Origin of the sequence: Nocardia neocaledoniensis (assembly GCF_003182135.1) — a bacterium.
In the GTDB taxonomy this organism is placed as follows: Bacteria; Actinomycetota; Actinomycetes; order Mycobacteriales; family Mycobacteriaceae; genus Nocardia; species Nocardia neocaledoniensis.
Map to the genome: position 1 here is coordinate 187,196 of NZ_QGTL01000004.1, position 17,158 is coordinate 204,353.

General features: G+C 68.7%; 16 protein-coding genes. 5 read left to right on the forward strand and 11 right to left on the reverse strand.

Going from position 1 to position 17,158, the window contains the following annotated elements; genetic code table 11:
- Nucleotides 1-27: 27 nt before the first annotated feature.
- From DFR69_RS12810 to DFR69_RS12835, 6 genes are all read right to left on the reverse strand, one after another.
- Nucleotides 28-1,605: a DUF2339 domain-containing protein gene (locus tag DFR69_RS12810; RefSeq protein WP_244198270.1), complete on the reverse strand. Its 1,578-nt coding sequence runs from the start codon at nt 1,603-1,605 to the stop codon at nt 28-30.
- Nucleotides 1,602-2,177 (reverse strand): hypothetical protein, encoded by a 576-nt coding sequence (locus tag DFR69_RS35195; protein ID WP_244198280.1) that lies wholly within the window; start codon nt 2,175-2,177, stop codon nt 1,602-1,604. Before DFR69_RS35195 ends, DFR69_RS12810 begins: the two co-directional genes overlap by 4 nt.
- Before the next feature lie 636 nt (nt 2,178-2,813).
- The gene (locus DFR69_RS12820; RefSeq protein WP_110037747.1) at nt 2,814-3,479 is read right to left on the reverse strand and encodes a DUF1707 SHOCT-like domain-containing protein; all 666 of its coding nucleotides are present in this window, start codon (nt 3,477-3,479) and stop codon (nt 2,814-2,816) included.
- A 59-nt stretch (nt 3,480-3,538) separates the two neighbouring features.
- Nucleotides 3,539-4,195, reverse strand: coding sequence for a response regulator (locus tag DFR69_RS12825; protein WP_110038256.1), 657 nt, complete (start codon nt 4,193-4,195; stop codon nt 3,539-3,541).
- Nucleotides 4,196-4,209: 14 nt separating this feature from the next.
- A complete protein-coding gene (gene macS / locus DFR69_RS12830; RefSeq protein ID WP_110037748.1) occupies nt 4,210-5,388 on the reverse strand; it encodes a MacS family sensor histidine kinase in 1,179 nt (392 codons plus the stop codon).
- A complete protein-coding gene (locus tag DFR69_RS12835; RefSeq protein WP_110037749.1) occupies nt 5,369-6,601 on the reverse strand; it encodes an AI-2E family transporter in 1,233 nt (410 codons plus the stop codon). The genes macS and DFR69_RS12835 overlap by 20 nt, the downstream gene beginning before the upstream one ends.
- A 39-nt stretch (nt 6,602-6,640) precedes the next feature.
- On the opposite strand from DFR69_RS12835, the gene DFR69_RS12840 reads away from it, so the two are divergent.
- Both DFR69_RS12840 and DFR69_RS12845 read left to right on the forward strand, forming a co-directional pair.
- The gene (locus DFR69_RS12840) at nt 6,641-8,194 is read left to right on the forward strand and encodes an adenylate/guanylate cyclase domain-containing protein (RefSeq protein WP_425271600.1); all 1,554 of its coding nucleotides are present in this window, start codon (nt 6,641-6,643) and stop codon (nt 8,192-8,194) included.
- 4 nt (nt 8,195-8,198) lie between these two features.
- A complete protein-coding gene (locus DFR69_RS12845) occupies nt 8,199-9,281 on the forward strand; it encodes a lysylphosphatidylglycerol synthase transmembrane domain-containing protein (protein ID WP_110037750.1) in 1,083 nt (360 codons plus the stop codon).
- Here DFR69_RS12845 and DFR69_RS12850 read toward each other — a convergent pair.
- Nucleotides 9,278-9,634, reverse strand: coding sequence for a DUF3054 domain-containing protein (locus tag DFR69_RS12850; RefSeq protein ID WP_110037751.1), 357 nt, complete (start codon nt 9,632-9,634; stop codon nt 9,278-9,280). The two genes, DFR69_RS12845 and DFR69_RS12850, sit on opposite strands and share 4 nt — an antisense overlap.
- 84 nt (nt 9,635-9,718) lie before the next feature.
- Nucleotides 9,719-11,356, reverse strand: a complete 1,638-nt coding sequence (locus DFR69_RS12855) for an NTF2-like N-terminal transpeptidase domain-containing protein (RefSeq protein ID WP_110037752.1) — start codon at nt 11,354-11,356, stop codon at nt 9,719-9,721.
- 441 nt (nt 11,357-11,797) lie between these two features.
- On the opposite strand from DFR69_RS12855, the gene DFR69_RS12860 reads away from it, so the two are divergent.
- Both DFR69_RS12860 and aroQ read left to right on the forward strand, forming a co-directional pair.
- Nucleotides 11,798-12,367, forward strand: a complete 570-nt coding sequence (locus tag DFR69_RS12860) for a hypothetical protein (protein WP_110037753.1) — start codon at nt 11,798-11,800, stop codon at nt 12,365-12,367.
- 15 nt (nt 12,368-12,382) lie between these two features.
- A complete protein-coding gene (gene aroQ / locus DFR69_RS12865; protein ID WP_110037754.1) occupies nt 12,383-12,829 on the forward strand; it encodes a type II 3-dehydroquinate dehydratase in 447 nt (148 codons plus the stop codon).
- A gap of 53 nt (nt 12,830-12,882) precedes the next feature.
- Here the strand turns inward: aroQ and DFR69_RS12870 are convergent, their stop codons facing one another.
- Entirely contained in the window at nt 12,883-13,329 is a 447-nt protein-coding gene (locus tag DFR69_RS12870; RefSeq protein ID WP_186817441.1) for a nitroreductase/quinone reductase family protein, read from the reverse strand.
- 240 nt (nt 13,330-13,569) lie between these two features.
- Between DFR69_RS12870 and tnpB the strand changes: the two genes are divergently transcribed.
- Nucleotides 13,570-15,042: an IS607 family element RNA-guided endonuclease TnpB gene (gene tnpB, locus DFR69_RS12875; RefSeq protein WP_110037755.1), complete on the forward strand. Its 1,473-nt coding sequence runs from the start codon at nt 13,570-13,572 to the stop codon at nt 15,040-15,042.
- 258 nt (nt 15,043-15,300) lie between these two features.
- Here tnpB and atpB read toward each other — a convergent pair whose 3' ends face one another.
- Nucleotides 15,301-16,092: a F0F1 ATP synthase subunit A gene (gene atpB, locus DFR69_RS12880; RefSeq protein WP_482805359.1), complete on the reverse strand. Its 792-nt coding sequence runs from the start codon at nt 16,090-16,092 to the stop codon at nt 15,301-15,303.
- Between the two features lie 165 nt (nt 16,093-16,257).
- Nucleotides 16,258-17,139, reverse strand: a complete 882-nt coding sequence (locus tag DFR69_RS12890) for an alpha/beta fold hydrolase (protein ID WP_110037758.1) — start codon at nt 17,137-17,139, stop codon at nt 16,258-16,260.
- Between the last annotated feature and the right edge of the window lie 19 nt (nt 17,140-17,158).

Genomic DNA, 17,158 nt, shown 5'->3' on the forward strand with positions numbered 1-17,158 from the left:
GGTTTCGTCGTTGCGGGCCGCACCACGCTATGTCTGCGAGCTTTCGGAGTCGGCGAAGGCGCGGGCATACCGGGTTCCGGTGAGCAGCAACAGGATTCCGACCACCAGGAACGCCGCGACGCGCACCAGTCCGGACAGTGTCGCCAAGTCGAACAGGAAGAGCTTGGCCAGCGCGGCGGCCGCCACCAGCAGGCCGGAGGCCAGGCAGACCTTCGCCACCGAAGGCGAGCGGGTGATCCTGCGCAGCCCGTAGAACAGGGACGCGGTCGCGGCGGCCATCCAGACGATCGTCGCGAGACTGTGCCCGACGACGAAACCGTCACCGCCGCCGAGGGTCACACCGAGCGAAACCGCGGCGACCAGCACGAAGTACAGTCCGCCGATGCTCACCGCGATCCACATACCGGTGACGAGCACCTGCTCACGCCACCCCGGGAGCCGGGGCACCGTCCAGACCACCATGGCCGCGACGCCGAGTCCGAGCAGTGCGGATACCGCGGTCGCGAGATCGAGTCGCTGTTCGGCGAGGCGTTGCAGGGCAAGGGTTTCCGGGTTCGCTGTCGCGAAGAGGATGAGACCGCTGAGCACCGCGAAGGCGAGGCCGATGCTTGCAGCGACGCGGGTGCGGGTGGTCGCGGCGACGGCGAGGAAGGCCAGTGCGACGGCGAACAGCGCGGTCGGCAGCAGATCCGGTTCGGCTCCGGTGGCCCTGGCACAGGTCTGGAGCAGGGCGACGGCACCGGTGAGGGCCGAGACCAGGGCGGTGTGCGCGGGAATCCGCAGGGTGCTCGTGAGCGCGGGGACCAGTGTGGCCGCCGCGAGTCCAAGCAGGACGGCCGCCAGCGCGCCCGTGATGGCCGACGCGGGTACGCGGTCGAACAGGACGGAGACGGCGAGCACCGGCAGCGCGGTGACGGCCATGGCGATGCTCGCGGTGATATCGGCGGGCCGCCGGCGAGTCACCAGCACGGTCCCGACCACACCGATCGCCGCGCAGGCGATCACGGCGGCGGTGAGCCCACCGCGGCGCACCACCTCACTGGTCGAGGTCGCGCCGGCGAGGCCGTTCAGCGCGACCATGCAGAGCGACGCGAACACGATCGGCAGGGTCCGCACCACGTGCAGGACCGGCCAGTTCCTGCGCATCTGCACCGGGACGCCGACCGCCTGGAGCACCAGCAGGAAGCCGAGCAGCATCAGGTCGACCGTCAACGCGGGCGACAACAGCGCGGCGCCGAGCACGACACCCACCGCCAAGGGCTGCGACTGCCACCGCATCGCCACCCCGAGCCCGAACAGTGCCACGGCCAGCGCCGCCACCAACCCGACTCCGGCGGGAACCCAGTGGTAGTACCCGGTCACCGCGACAACGTCGAGGTACCCACCGGCGATCCCGGTGGCCACCAACGCGATCCCGCCGACCCGACCGCCCGGCCGCCCGAACACCCGCAACCCGGCGCCGACCAGCGCAGCCGAAAAGACCCCACCGGCAACAACCCTCGCGACCGGCCCGAAGAACCCGGCCTGCGCCGCCAACACCAGCAGCATCAACACACCGACGAGCGTCACCCCGACCCCCGCCACCGCGAGCGCCCGCGAGATCACCCCTTCCCGCTGCCACCACGGAGTCCGCGGCGGCCGCGCGACCCAACCGCCGCCCTGCCCAACGCCCGATCCGCCGCGCGCATAGCCCGGCGCACCCTGCCATCCCGGCCCCGGCCGCGCACCCTGCACCATCGGCACCCCCGGGTACGGCCGCGACTGCGCCTGCGCCGCAACACCTTGCGGCGGAACGGCAGACCCCGGCCATCCCCCTCGCCCCCACCCGGCGTTCCCCGGAACCCCACCCGGCCCAACAGGCACGCCCTGCCCCCACGCCCCAGCCGAACCCGCCGCCGTTCCAGGCACGCCAGCAGCGCCCACACCGTCACCAGCGCCAGCACCGCTACCAGCGCCAACACCACCACCGCCAGCAGCACCCACACCACCAGCAGCACCCACACCACCAGCAGCACCCACACCACCAGCAGCGCCAGCAGCGCCAGCAGCGCCACTGGGCCACGGATTGCCTTCTGATGCAACAGGTTCCGCTTCTGGAGCGACTGTCCTTGCACCGCTGCGGGTGTCCTGCGCTTCGCGCGCTTCGTCGCGGTGATCCGAAAAATCAACGCCCGCACGCGAAGTCGTATCCGCCGGGACGACGGCCGGCCTGCTCTCCGATTCCATGCCGCTCATTCCGGCCGATGTGGCCGAGGCCGAACCGGCGATCCGGCCCGCAGTTCCACGGGGAGCCTCGGAGCCGGGGTCGTGTGACGCCGACGCTTCCTGGTCCCCTGCCGGGCCGGGGCGCGGATGCGAATCCGCCGTGCTCGAGTTCTCCACAGCCGTGTCGTCGCCGGCACCGAGGGATCGGCGACGTTCACCGGCGCCGCCGTCCTGGGCGGACTGCGATGCGGGCAACGCACCGGACTCACCCGCATGGCCCCCGTGTCCCGAACTCGCGGTGCCGCCCGTGGACGTGTCCGGACCCGGCGGTGGACCAGGGTGGGCCCGCTGTCCCCAAGCATCCACAGCGGCCTGTGCGTGCCGCTTGTCCGCGGCGCCCGGTGAACCACTCTCCAACTGCGCACGCAGCATGTCCAGGTCCACCCCGAGGCGGCCCATCTGGACGCCGAGGGTGGTGAACTCGCCGGCGAGGCGGGCGACCAGGGTGGGATCGATGGCGGTACTCATGTCCTCATGGTCGGCGAAACGCCAGCTCAGGGCATGAGTAGAAACACCCGGTGGGGCGTGGGGGTCCTACCCGAAAACGGTCAGGCGCCGAGGAAGCGGCGCCACTGCACCATCAGCGGGTACTTCGCGGTGACCGAGCCGAAGCGGACGCGGCCGTGCACCACCAGGTGCAGCGGGCCGATGGGCGGGCCGGTGCGCACCTTGTTGTTCACGCTGGAGCCGACGAGGTCGAGGCCGTTGAGGTCGACGGTGGCGGCGGCGGGCACGATCAGGGTGATGCCGGTGCAGTAGTCGTCGACCTTGATCTCGACGATCTGCGTCTGCATGACGGCCTCGGTGAAGTCGAGGGTCACCCCCGACATGAGATTGTTGAGGTGCAGCACCGGCGGCACCTGCCACGGTCCGCGCCGATGCACGCCGGAGAGGCGGCTGCGGATGAGACCGGGGGTCGACCCGCCGGGCGGCACCGGGCGCGGCCTCGGCATCGCGGCGGGTTGCGGCGCGCCGGCGACGCGCATGCCGGGCAGGTCGACGAGCACCGCGTTGAGTTCGCCGCGGGTCTTCGCGGCGAGCGCGGTGTCCATGCGTTCGGTGAACTCGCCGAGCGAGAGCATGCCGAGCCCGACCGCGCGTTGCAGCAGCTGGCCGACGTGTTCACGTTCGGCGTCGGATACGCGCAGCTCGCGGTCGCCGACCGGCCCGTAGGCCGTGGCGCCGGGTGCGGAGAGAGATTCGGGACCGCCCATGTGATCGAGGGTAGCCAGCGGATCAGGGTCGCCACATCAGGGCAAACCCCCAATTCCGATCACTCGAGGCCCTGCTCGATGGCGTATCTGGTGAGTTCGACCCGGTTGGCGAGCTGCAGTTTCCGCAGCGTGGCCTGCACATGGTTCTCCACTGTGCGATGCGACAGGCTCAGCCGCGAGGCGATCTGCTTGGCCGACAGGCCCTTGGCCACCATGCGCAGCACCTCGGTCTCCCGCTCGGTCAGCGACGGGCGGTGCGGCTGGTCGGCGGCCGCCGGCGCGGTCGCCATCCGCCGGTACTCGCCGAGGACCAGCCCGGCCAGGCCCGGCGTGAACACCGGCTGCCCGGCGGCGGTGGCGCGCACGGCCTCGATCAGCTCGGCCGCCGACGCGCTCTTCACCAGGTAACCGCTGGCCCCGGCCTTGATCGCGTCGAGCACGTCGTCGCGTTCGGCCGAGGCCGACAGCACGAGCACCCGGCTGTGCGGGGACACCCGCAGCACCTCGGCGGTGGCGGTGGCCCCGTTGCCGTCGGTGAGCTGCATGTCCATCAGGACCACGTCGGGCTGGACGGCCGCGGCGCGCCGGGTGGCGGTGCCGACGCCGTCGGCGGTGGCGGGCACGGCGAAGCCCGCCTCGGTGAGGTCGCGGGAGACGCCCTCGCGCCACATCGGGTGATCGTCGACCACCATCACCGAGATCGCGTCGTCTGTCATCGCCGCTCCTTCGCTCAGCGCGCCGGCCGGCGCGGAATCCGGAATTCCCATTCGGTGCCGAGGTCGTCGCCCTCGCTCAGCAGTTCGACCGTGCCGCCGAGCTCGGTGATCCGGCCGACGATGGAGCGCGAAACTCCCATCCGCCCTTCGGCTTCCGCCGCCGCCAGCCGGCCCGCGGGGATACCGACGCCGTCGTCGCGCACGCTCACCACCAGCATGTCATCGGTGTCCTCCAGCAGCACATAGGCTTTCGCGTCCGGTCCCGCGTGCAGGTCGACGTTCGACAGCGCGGTGGCGACGGCCGCGGCGATCTCGTGCGCGGCGGAACGGCCGACGTGCACCGGGTCGCCGGGCGTCGCCACCGTCACCTTCGGTGTCGCCTGCGCGGTCAGCAGCGGACGCAGATCCACCTCCGCCTCGCCGGCATCGGGCAGTTCGGCCTGCTCCGAGAGCAGCACCCGCAACGCCACTTCCTGTTCCCCGGCGCGCTGGGCGAGTTCGGTCGCGGGACCGCCGATCTCGGAACCGCGCCGCTTGATGAAGGCCAGCACCTGCAGCACGCCGTCGTGCACCTCGCGCGCGAGCCGTTCCCGCTCCTGTGCGGCCGCGGTGATCCGCAGCGCCCGCTCGACCTGCACCTGGGCGCGGCGCGCGGTGTTGGCGGCCAGACCGAGCGCGAGGCCGACGGAGACGAGCACCGGCGCGGTCGCATCGCCCCACACGTCCTGCCCCCACTGGTCGCGCACGGTCACCACGACCGCCGACATCGCCAGCCCCGCGACCACCCCCGCCACCGGACCGCGCAGGATCGCCATGGAGATCACCGAATTCGCGATCCACAGCGTGGTCGGCAGGGTCTGATGCCCGTGGTACCAGCCGTAATCGGCGACGAGGCGGGTCGAGGCGATCAGCAGCACCGTCACCACTTGGTCACCGAAGACCACCCAGCCGCGGATCCGCCCGGTCGCGGCGGGGAAATACCACTGCGAGAGCAACAGCGCGGAGGTGCCGGACCAGATGGCCATCACCGCGATCAGCACCCAGCTCAGGCGCGGATGCTGATAGTAGGGCGCCGAGGCGATCTGCTGGCCGATCGCGTACAGCAGGGTGACCAGCCGGAAGGCCTGGGCGGCCCGCCACAGGGGCGCGGTCGCCGCGTCGGTCGAGCTCAGCTCAGCTGTGTGGGTCCGCATCGCCGGACTCCGCCTTGCGCAGCGTGCGCGTGATGTCGAATCGGCCGGGTTCCGGCTTGTCCGGCTCGGCGGAGAAGAGCCTGCGGTCCTCGCCGCCCGCGAGTTCGCCGTAGACCTCATCGGGACTGTCGGCCAGCAGGTACCGGATCGCGGTGTTGCCGACCGCGATCAACGGCACGGCCAGCAGCGCGCCCGCGATCCCGCCGACCACCAGGCCCGCGGCGATCGCCAGCACCACGGCCAGCGGATGGATGCTCACCGCGCGCCCGAGCAGCAGCGGCTGCAGCACATGGCCTTCCAGTTGCATCACCGCGATGATGATGCCGAGCACGATCAGCGCCGTCACCAGGCCCTTGGTGACCAGCGCGATGAACACCGCGACGAATCCGGCGAAGAACGCGCCGATGATCGGGATGAACGCGCTGATGAACACCAGCGAGGCCAGCGGCAGGGCCAGCGGCACGTGCAGGATCGCCAGGCCCGCGCCGATGCCGATCGCGTCGACCGCGGCCACCACGACGGTGGCGCGCACGAACCCGACCAGGGTGCCGAAGCCCAGTTCACCGGCCGTGCGGACCTTTTCCCGATGCGCGGTGGGAATGATCCTGGTGACGAAGTGCCAGATCTGATCGCCGCCGTAGAGGAAGAAGATCAGGATGAACAGGATCAGGAACGCGCCGGTGAGGATGTGCCCGATCGTGGTCGCGGTGGTGAGCGCGCCGCTGGTCAGGGCCTCGCGGTTGTCCTGGATGGTGCGCACGATGGTGTCGCCCGCGCTGCGGATCTGCTGATCGCTCAGGTGCGCCGGGCCGTTGATCAGCCAGTCCTGCACCTTGTGCACGCTGTTGGTGACCTCGTTGGACAGGCCGGGCACACCGTCGACGAACTGCTCGACGACGAAGGTCATGATCCCGGCGAGCAGCCCGATCGACCCCACCAGGGCGACGAACACGCCGAGCGAGCGCGGGATCCCCACCCGCTGCATCCAGTCGACCAGCGGCGCGAGCAGCGCGGCGGCGAGCAGCGCGATCGCCAGCGGGATCACCACGGTGGCGAATTTCTGTACCAGCATGCCGACGGCGATGAGGGCGGCGAAGATGATCAGCAGCCGCCAGCTCCACGCCGCCGCTTTACGGACCAGGGGATGGACGGACTCCGCGTCCGCGCGCCACGGCGTGGACGGCGGCACGGAATCTACCTTCTGGTCGGTCACCCGAGAGAGCCTATCGGTCCGAACGCTAGATTGGTGGTCGTGTCGGCGCCACTGGAAGCGGTCAAACAGACCATGCGAACGCGCTGGCCGCTGTATCTGACGTCGGTGCTGCTGGCCAACGCCTTCGGCGCCGTACTGGTGTGGGCGTTCATCCAGTACGGTCTGCCGGTCCCCGAGGGGGAGGCCGGTGCGGTGCGCCAGACGGGGCTGCTCGCGCCGGTGCTGGTCTTCGGCGCCGCCGCGGTGCTCAGCATCCTCGCCGCGGCCCTGATGCTGCGGCCGGTGATGCGCTGGCAGATGCGTGGCGGCCCGCCGAGCAGGCGTGAGCAGATGGCGGCCCTGCATGTGCCGCTGCGCCAGTCGATCGTGCACCTGGTGCTCTGGATCATCGGCGGCGGCATCCTGGCCGCGCTGATCATCGTCGAATCGCCCCAGCTGGCGGGCGCGGTGATCATCACCGAGTGCATGGCCGCCACCATCGTGTTCGGCTTCACCTACATGCTCGGCGAACGCATCCTGCGCCCCGTGGCCGCCGAGGCGCTCACCGAGGGCACCTTCGACCACACCCTCACCCCCGGTGTCGGCACGCGCATGGCCATGACCTGGGGCATGGGCACCTTCGCGCCGACCATCGCGATCGTGCTGCTGTGCGTCACCCAGATCTCCTCCGACGTGAAGTTCTCGGCGAACTCGCTGGCGATCTCGATCCTGCTGCTGTGCGGCGTGGTGATCATGCAGGCGCTGGCGCTGTCGATGCTGACCGGTTCGTCGATCTCCGACCCGGTGCGCCAGCTGTCCCAGGCCATCGACCGGGTGCAGGCGGGCGCGCGCGACGTGCAGGTGGAGGTGTACGACGGCAGCGAGATCGGCCTGCTGCAGGTCGGTTTCAACCGGATGATGGAAGAGGCCGCCAAACGACGCAAGCTGCAGGAGCTGTTCGGCCAGCACGTCGGCGAGGAGGTGGCCCAGCGCGCGCTGGACTACGGCACCGAGCTCGGCGGTGAGACCAGGTTCGTCGCGGTGCTGTTCGTCGACATGGTCGGCTCGACGGCCGCGGCGGCCGAGCGACCGCCGACCGAGGTCGTCAGCCTGCTCAACGAGTTCTTCCGGGTGGTGGTCGACGTGATCGACCGCCACCACGGTTTCGTCAACAAGTTCGTCGGCGATGCCGCGCTCGCCATCTTCGGCGCGCCGCTCGACCGCCCCGACGCCCCGAGCGCCGCGCTGGCCGCCGCCCGCGATCTGCGGGAGGCGCTGCGCGAGGTGACCAGCCTCGACGTCGGCATCGGCGTCTCGGCGGGTCTCGCCGTCGCCGGAAACATCGGCGCCGCAAATCGTTTCGAATACACCGTGATCGGCGACCCCGTCAACGAGGCGTCGCGGCTCACCGAATTGGCCAAAGATCAACCCGGCCGCGTTCTCGCTTCGGGCAGCGCGCTCTACTTCGCCGACGAAAGCGAGCAAGACCATTGGGAAACCGGCGACGAGGTCCAACTGCGTGGCAGACGCAGGAAAACCCGCCTGGCCTGGCCGAAGCCGGCGGCAGCCACGCCCGACGAGGAGCAGGGCGAACAGCTGCGTTCGTTAGGCTGAGACCGTGACGGCCGACGGCGACCTAGCAGGCGAACCCGCCTCGCCACCGACCGAGCGCCGCCGCCGGTTCCGGTGGGTCAAGTGGGTGCTCGGTGCGGTGCTGCTCGCCCTGCTCGTCGGCGAGGGCGTCTACCTGTGGCCGCGGCTGCACGAATCCTGGCGCACGCTCACCGAGATCCATTGGGGGTGGCTGTTCCTCTGCATCGTGTTGCAGGCGATGTCGATGAGCGGGTTCGGGCGCGTGCAGAAGCAGCTGCTGCACGCGGGCGGGGTGGATGTCAGCCAGCGCAAGTCGGTGTCGGTGGTGTACGGCGCGACCGCCATGTCGGTGACGCTGCCGGCCGGCCAGGTGTTCTCCACCGCGTTCACCTACCGCCAGACCCGGCGCTGGGGGGCGAGCCCGATCGTGGCGTCCTGGCAGCTGGTGTTCTCCGGCGTCGTGGCCGCGGCCGGGCTGGCGCTGCTCGGCATCGGCGGCGCCCTGCTGGTCGGCACACAGATCGGCGGCAAGCTCATCGCCTCGGTGGTGATCCTCGCCGTGGTGCTGATCGCGGGGAACTACCTGGCCAGACACCCCGGCACGCTGGAGGCGATCCTGAAGCGGGTCCTCGCCGTGGTGAACCGGATCAGGAAGAAGCCCGCGGGCAACGGCATCGCGAAGCTGGCCGAGATCAGGGCCCAGCTCGAGTCGGTGGACCTGGGCAAGAAGGACGCGGCGCTGGTCGGGGTGTGGGCACTGGTGCACCGCTTCGCCGACGTGGCCTGTCTCGGCGCGGCCTGTTACGCGGTCTGCGCCGATCCCAAACTGTCCGGCCTGCTCATCGCGTTCACCGCGGGCAAGGCCGTCGGCTCCATCCCGTTCGCGCCGGGCGGCATCGTCTACGTGGACGCGACTCTCATCTACGGCCTCACCGCCGGCGCCGGTCTGCCCGCCTCGCAGGCGGTGGCGGCGGCGTTCGTCTACCGGTTCGTGAGCTTCATCCTCGTCGCGATCGTCGGCTGGATCGTCTTCGCGTTCCTGTACCGCACCCCGCACGCCGACGACGACGAATACGAGCAGGAGTTCAAGCAGCAGCGCCGGATCTAGCGCAGGGCCCGGATCGCCGCGCGCCAGCCGAGCAGGAACAGCGCGAGCACACTGGCCGCGACGATGACGAAGCTCACGGCCACACCCTGGCCGCTGACGGCGCGCAGGAGCATGCCGCCGACGAGGGTGCACGCCCAGATGACCAGGCCGCTCGGCCACAGCGCGGTCCCGTCGAAACGGGCACCGCGCGCGATGAACACCGCTATCGCCCACCCGACGAGCAGCCCGATCCCGAACGGCCACACCGTTTTCAGGAGACCGGCCAGCACCGCCTCGTCGTGACTGCGCCTACCGATCGCACAGAAAACGATCACCAGCAGGGCATCGACCAGCAACGGCGCAAATCTCCTCACGCCTGGAGCCTATCCGGTGAAGATCGACATCGAGCGCGGCCCCACCGCCCCTGACCAGTGCGCGATCTGCACGCACATCCGCGCTTACGGCTCGGGCGTTGCCAACGACTTCAGCAGGACCGAGGCCAGTCGCGAGGTGGCGTCGCCGCTGTCGGCGTCGGCGATGTGCACCGCGAAGACCAGGTCGCCCATGGCCGCGAGCAGCCAGCCGTCGGATCCGCCGATCGCGGTGAAGGCGGTGACGTCGCGGAAGCCGCGCAGGGCGGCGGTCTCCGGCTTGCCGATGCCCTCGTGCATCATGGCCCGCAACCGGTCGACCGCGGCCTGCGGGAGCGCGGGCACCGGGGTCTCGGTGGTGCTCGGCTTGCCGTTCTCGATCATCGGCGGCACCACCGAGCCGCGGGTGATCGCGGCGGCGGCGATCGCCATGCCGAACGGACTGGCCAGGACAGCGTCCGAACCGGCCCCCTGCCGCACCTGTTCGGTACTGCGTCCCGGCGCGGCGATCCGGCCGGTCACCTCGTCGAGGCCCTGCACCTTGAAGTCGACGCCGACGCCGAGCGCGGTGGCCGCCTCGGCCGCCTCCTGCTCCGAGACATCCTGCGGCGCTTTGTTCTTCGTCGCGGCGGCGACGGCGCGGAACAGTTCCATGGTGCCGCCCGCCGGGTACAGACCGGTGAACGCGATCGGCCCCTTCTCGGTGGCGTAGCTGTTCTGCGCGACCGCGACGACCGCGCCGGTGGACGGCTGGATCGCGACCACCGAGGCAGGCGTGCCGACGCTGACCACCGCGTCCTCGGCCGCACGCTGCAACCGCTGGTCCATCGTCGCGGAGATGTCCGGCCCCGCCGGGCCCTGGTAGCCGGCGACCTGGTTGACGAACCGGCCGTCGGCCTCGAAGATCTGCACGCCCCAGCCCGCGGTGGCCTCCTGGCTGTCGAACCACACCTCGCGCAGCGCGTCCAGCATGGGCGACCAGGTGCGCCGGTCGGCCGAGATCAGCTTGGGCTGCTTCTCCATCACCACGCCGGGTACCTTGGCCATCCGCGGTTCCAGGATCGCGAAATCGCCCTCGCGCAGGTTCACCGCGACCACCGGCTGCCCCTGCGAGGCGGCCAGTTGCTGCATCAACGAGGGCCCGGTGATCAGTGGCGCGACCGGTTCGATGGCCTCGGCGAGCGCGTTGGTCGAGCCGACGAGGTCACCGGTGCGGCTCGGATCGAGCTTGATGACATTGATCGTCTGCTCGGTCATCAGCGGCTCACCAGCGAGGTCGACGACCCGCGGCGGCGGCTTCGCGGTGGTGCGCACGAGCTTGACGGTGCGATTGTCGGTGAGCTGCGGCATCACGACCTGGGGCTCCCAGGTGATGCGCCAACCGATGGCGAGCTTGCGGACGGTGCCCTGCAGGGTATAGGTCCAGTCCTTGCGCTCACCGAAGTTCCAGGCGACATCCATGCTGAAGATGGCCGACTGCGGATCGAGATCGATGACCTGGGTCTTCTCGTAGTCGACGGTGCCGGTCGCCAGGCCCTCGAACATTTGCTTCATGGTTGCCGAAGCGGCGGCGGGGTAGGAGGTCAGCTCGGCGGCCTTGGTGTAGTCCTGTTCGTCGAGCAGGTCGGTGAACCGCTGGACAACCGACTCGGACTCACTGGGTGTGTCCCCCACCCCGCACGAGCACAGCGCGATGGCGAGGGTCGCGACCCCCGCGATCGCCATTGCGCCCCGGACCCGAAAGCGGCGGGATCCCCACACATCCATATCGCCCACTCTTCACTCTTGCCACTCCGGTAACAAATCCACCGTACCGGAAGTTGACCCGTCTCCGATGCCCCGGTAACACGGGACCACTACCCGACCACAGCACCTCGATTGTGCCCGATATCTCCCCCTGCCGAGGGGCCGATTTCGAACCTCGCCCAGCCAGTGGCAACAACTGGCGCGCTAACCGTACCGGCAGGCCCGCCCGGTTGTGCGCATCTCGCATCGTCCCGGCGATTCAACGCGAGGATACCCAGGCCCGTCCCCGCTCAACCCCGGCGACCGCCGATCGGAACCCACCCGAAAGCCACGTTCTCGCAGAGCATAAATCAGCACGCATATGTCGGCGTAATCTTGTAATCAACGCAACGTGCGCTACACAGACAGCAGGTGATTGCCATGCGGAACGCTCATCGCGAACGCGGATTCGGCCGCCCCGGCGGCTGGCAGCAAGCAGACCTCCCCGATCCCTCCGACGCGCCCGACTGGTTCGCCGGGCGATTGCCCGCCGACTGGTTCACCGGCCCGCCCGAGATCGAGATCGACCGCGACGAGATCGTGGTCGTCGGCGAACTGCCACCGCCCAAGAGCACCGACGGCGCGCCGCCCTCGGCCGCCACGAAGGAGGGCGCGCTCGCGCGCTGGCGCGAGTCGACCCGGCCCGCCCGGATGCAGATCGCCGACGAGGCCCAGCGCCGTTATCGCCGCAGTGTCGCCTGGGGCGTGCGGCTCGACGGGGAGCGAATCCTGTTCACCCACCTCGCGGTTCCGGTGATGACGCGGCTGCGCCAGCCCGAACGGCAGGTCCTCGACACCCTGATCGACGCGGGCGTCGCCCGATCCCGCGCCGACGCGCTGGCCTGGACGGTGAAGCTGGCGGGCAAGCACGCCGAGAGCTGGCTCGCCGAACTGCGCGAGGCCATGCGCAAGGTCGACGACCTGCGCTCAGAGGGCCCGACCGGGCTGTGAATTAAGGTGGCCCGCATGGAGAACGTGCGGGCCACCGGTCCGATCCTGGTGCTCAACGGGCCGAACCTGAACATGCTCGGCACCCGTCAGCCGCAGATCTACGGCGCCGACACCCTCGACGACGTGGTCGCCCTGTGCGAGCGGACGGCCGTCCGGTTCGGGCGCGAAGTGGTGGCGTTCCAGTCCAATCACGAAGGCGCGCTGATCGATCGGATCCACGAGGCGCGCGGCCGGGTCTCGGCCATCGTGATCAATCCCGGCGGGCTCACGCACACGTCCGTGGCGCTGCGCGACGCGCTCGTCATCCCCGAGGTGCCGATCGTGGAGGTGCACATCAGCAATGTGCACGCGCGCGAGGAGTTCCGGCACCATTCGTTCGTCTCCCCCATCGCGACCGCAGTGATCGCGGGCCTCGGCATCCAGGGCTACGCGGCCGCCATCGAGTTCCTCAGCACCCGCTAGTGCTGCGCTGAGCCTTCACACATCGCTCGAAAGAGTGTGCGTTGCGCGCAGTCCTAGGCGATCCGGAAGACCGGGAATCCGGGAGCGATGGCCGCGAGCTCGTCATCGGTCGCGTTCTTGTCGACGCCCTCGAAGAACTTGCCTACCTCCCAGCCCCACTTCTCCAGGTAGAGGCGCAGCAGCGGGACCTTCGCCGCGTCGGCGACCTCGGTGGCGGTGAAGGTTTCGGCTTTGCGGCCCAGCCGCAGTTCCCCCTCGCCCGCGACGCGCAGGTTGCGCACCCACTGGGTGTGCCCGCGCGGGGCCACCAGGTAGCGCGCGCCGTCGGCGCCGGTCAGCACGTTGACCATCGTGGTGCGCCATTCCCCACTCTTGCGGCCGCGCACAGCGAGCAGCCGTGAGCCGGCGACGCTGACGCCCAGCTTGGGCAGCAGGTTGGCGATCTTGTTCATGATCGGATCGAAGCCGGTGGGGCGGAGGTAGCGAGTCGCGTTGTCCATCTTGATCTCTCCCGAACTGTGAGCACTGCTCTCTATTTGACACAAGCATGCGCGCTCGCGGTCAGCCTGTCAAGAGCAGTGCTCTCAGTTCGCTACGACCGGCCATTCCGAAGTATTGCCATGGGATTGGCGAAGCGAATTTCTGAGCCAGTCGTTCGAATATATGTTTGAATGTCGGGCAGGGTGTCGACCCGAGCGCACGCGAACGTTCGACACCGAACATCGCCAGAGCGGGGGGTCGTGGCTCGGTTCGAGGTTCCTGATGGGTGGGTAGCGCAGGCATATCGGTTTGCGCTGGACCCGACCCCGTCCCAGGACACGGCGTTGCGGTCGCACTGCGGGGCCGCACGGTTCACGTTCAATCACATGCTCGAACACGTGCGAGCGGTCATGGAGCAGCGGATCGCGGAACGTTCCTACGGTCTCGGCGAGGGTCAGCTAACCCCGTTGCAAGGGTGGTCGCTGGCCGCGTTGCGGAAAACGTGGAACCAGCGTAAGGGTGGGTGTGCACCGTGGTGGCCGGAAAACAGCAAGGAGGCCTACAACACGGGCCTGGACGAGCTGGCACGTGCCCTGCACGCCTGGACAACATCGCGGGCCGGGACTCGGGCGGGTGCGCGGGTCGGGTTCCCCCGGCATAAACGCAAGGCCCGCACAGGGTTGTCGGTGCGGTTCACCACCGGCACCATCCGGATCGAACCCGACCGCCATCACATCACCCTGCCCCGGCTCGGTACCCTGCACACCCTCGAGTCCACCCGCAAACTCGCACGCCGTATCGAAGCCGGGACGGCGCGGGTCCTGTCGGCGACTGCCCGGTTCGACGGCCGCCGCTGGTGGTGCGCGTTCGCGGTGATCGTGGCCGGTAAACAGCGACCCGCCCATGTCCGCCGGGCCAGTCCACGATGTTCGACCGTCGGGGTCGATGTCGGAGTCAAGGATCTGATCGTGGCAGCGACTGGCGATGGTGTGGAGGTGGCCAGGGTCGGGGCATTGAAACCGTTGACTGCGGCGAGCACTCGCTTGTCGGTGTTGCAGCGTCGTGCTGCACGGCGGCAGGGCCGCTGGAAGCCGCATACCCGGCAGCGCCAGACCCCGTCCAAGCGGTGGCTGCGAACTCAGGCACAGATCGGGAAAACGCATGCGCGGGTGGCGAACTTGCGGGCCGAGCACCTGCATGCGATCACCACTCGACTGGCGCGTGAGCACGCGGTGATCGTGGTGGAAGATTTGAATGTGGCCGGGTTGACTCGTGCCGGTGGCGCCCGTAAGCGGGGGTTGAATCGGGCGATCGCTGATACCGCGTTGGCCAGAATCCGGCGTCTACTGGCCTACAAGACTCGCTGGTACGGGTCGGAACTGGTGGTAGCGGATCGATGGTTTCCCTCCAGCAAGACGTGTTCGGGTTGTGGTGGGCGAAAGCCAAACCTGCCACTCGCTGCGCGCACCTACTCGTGTGACATGTGTGGCATGCAGGTCGATCGGGACCTCAATGCCGCGATCAATCTCGCCCGCCTCGGCGCCACGGCCCACCAGGGCCGCGGATCGGGGACCGGTACCGGGAGTGGCCCGGCCGCCGACCATCGGGTCGGACAAGGACGTGGAGCCAGCCGTAAGACCCGTCTCACCGATACGGTGGGGAAGGCAGGAGGCGTCGAAGCGTCTACCCCGCACCACCAGCCGGTGGGTCAGACGGGGACCGCCTCTCCGTAAGGAGATGCTGCCTGAAAAATGAGTCGCCACAGACACTCATAATTCGGGCAACGGTTCCGCAGGAGGTCGGCCAGCCAGCCAGGTGCCAATTTCACCGAACGCTCGGGTGTTTCGTCAAACCGTCGGCCATCGGGGTACCGGTTGTAACCGACGAAAACCAACGGATATGGCGTACACGTAGCTGATCGCCTCTCATAGATATCCTGTAGTGCCGATGAGTGAGTTCACGGGCCGATGGAGTTCGTGTCGGTTTGGCGGTCAGTGCGAGTCGATGTGCTTTGCTTCGCTGATGTACACGGCGGTCAGCAGCGCGAACACGTAGGCCTGCAAGAAGGTGACCAGCAGTTCGAACAGAGTGAAGGCCAGTCCTGCGAGGAGTGAGAACGGTGCGAACACCTTCATCCAGGCTGTGGCGTCGAAAAGAAAGAACCAGGTCGCGCTGAAGAACAGGACCAGCATGATATGGCCGGCCAGCATGTTGGCCATGAGTCGGACGGTCAGGGTGAACGGACGCAGGATGAACGTCGAAACGAATTCGATCGGGATAAGCAGGACGTGCAGGACGGGCGGCACGTCGGGCTTGACGATATTTCCGCGCATGTACTTCAGAAATCCGTATTTGCGGATGCCCACGTAGTTGAAGGTGATATAGGCGATCACGGCGAGGACGATCGGCATGCCGATGCGAGCGTTGGATGAGATGTTGAGACCGGGGACGATGCCGGAGAAGTTCAGGAAGAGAACCGTGAAGAAGATCGTGGCGAGCAGCGGAAAGAACTTCCGACCGGCTTCTTTGCCCAAGACCTCGTCGGCGATCTGTTCCTTGACGAACAGCAGCGCAATCTCCGCGATGTTCTGCAGCTTGCCCGGCACGATGCGCGGCGCACGGAAGGCCGCCAGCAAGAACACGACGAGCAGCGCGGTCATCAACAGCCGGATGAGTATCAGCCGGTCGAGTTCGAACGGGGTTCCCTCGAACAGCACTGCGGGTGGGAAGAAGTCGGTCAATGATGGCGCGTGGAATTCCGCGGCCGTGGTGACGACGTTCAGTGCTCTCTCCTGTGACGAGCCGCTAGGCGTTCTTTCGTTGGCAGGTGCCGGCCAGTTCACGGCTCAGCCGTTTCGATCGTGCGGCGCGGATCCGAGGGGGGAGATGACGCCGACGTTCCGCGCCCCGGACGCAGGACGACAGCGCCGCCCTCGGATATCCCGTGCTCAGTTCCGAACTTGATCGTGCTTGTCGGCGAAGTCCAGGAAGCGAGGGATCACGACTTCCTGGTTCGCCCACAGCAGGTCGTGTCCGATCCCGGGGTAGATCTGCACGTCTGCCGACGGGATGTGTTGCCGGGCGCGGACGGCGCCCAGCTCGGGGTCGTTGACGACAGTCTCGGCGCCGAACAGCACCAGGGTCGGTGCGGCGATGGCTGCCAGTTCTTCGTCGGTGACCACTCGATCCCATGGCATGCCTGGCCGAAATTTCAAGGCCGCCATCGCCATCGCGAACTCCTCGTCTGTGAGCTCGGCGCGGGGTGTCAACCAGGCATTGAGCTTGCGCATCCGTTCAGGGGTCGGACGCAGGCCGGCGGCGAGGAATTTGAGCAGCAGGCTCCATTTCGGTTTGGCGAAGGTGGCCCCGCCGGGTTCGAACATGGTGAGGCTCGCCAGACGGTCCGAGTGATAGACCCCGACCATGATGGCCATCCACGCGCCCAGCGAGTTCCCGGCCAAGTGGACTCGGTCCTCTCCGAGTCCGTCGAGGGTCTCGACCACCCACTTCGCCACGTCGGCACCGTCGCGCACGGGAGCGGTCTGCACGCAGCGTCCCGGCCATCCAATGACGTCCGGCGTGTACACCACACGCTCACGCGCGAAATCCTGGATGAACCGCTGCCACACCAAGCCGTTGCCCGAGATCCCGGGCAGCAGCAGGACCGGGACACCACTCCCACTTCCGGACCTGCGCACACGTGTCGTCCCGAACGACGTCTCTACGTCGACGACGGTCGAAGGGATCGGCCACCGCTGCGCCCACGAGTCGTAGAGACGTAGGAACTCGGCTTTCGCCTCGTCGTTGGTGAATCGCCCGATCTTCGGCATGAGCTCGCTCCTCCAAGTT

Excerpts from the sequence above, each read along its gene's own strand:
- aroQ (WP_110037754.1), top strand. The coding sequence starts at position 12,383 with ATGGAGAACGTGCGGGCCACCGGTCCGATCCTGGTGCTCAACGGGCCG.
- DFR69_RS12820 (WP_110037747.1), bottom strand. The coding sequence starts at position 3,479 with ATGGGCGGTCCCGAATCTCTCTCCGCACCCGGCGCCACGGCCTACGGG.
- DFR69_RS12870 (WP_186817441.1), bottom strand. The coding sequence starts at position 13,329 with ATGGACAACGCGACTCGCTACCTCCGCCCCACCGGCTTCGATCCGATC.
- DFR69_RS12855 (WP_110037752.1), bottom strand. The coding sequence starts at position 11,356 with ATGGCGATCGCGGGGGTCGCGACCCTCGCCATCGCGCTGTGCTCGTGC.
- macS (WP_110037748.1), bottom strand. The coding sequence starts at position 5,388 with ATGCGGACCCACACAGCTGAGCTGAGCTCGACCGACGCGGCGACCGCG.
- DFR69_RS12860 (WP_110037753.1), top strand. The coding sequence starts at position 11,798 with ATGCGGAACGCTCATCGCGAACGCGGATTCGGCCGCCCCGGCGGCTGG.
- DFR69_RS12890 (WP_110037758.1), bottom strand. The coding sequence starts at position 17,139 with ATGCCGAAGATCGGGCGATTCACCAACGACGAGGCGAAAGCCGAGTTC.
- DFR69_RS12825 (WP_110038256.1), bottom strand. The coding sequence starts at position 4,195 with ATGACAGACGACGCGATCTCGGTGATGGTGGTCGACGATCACCCGATG.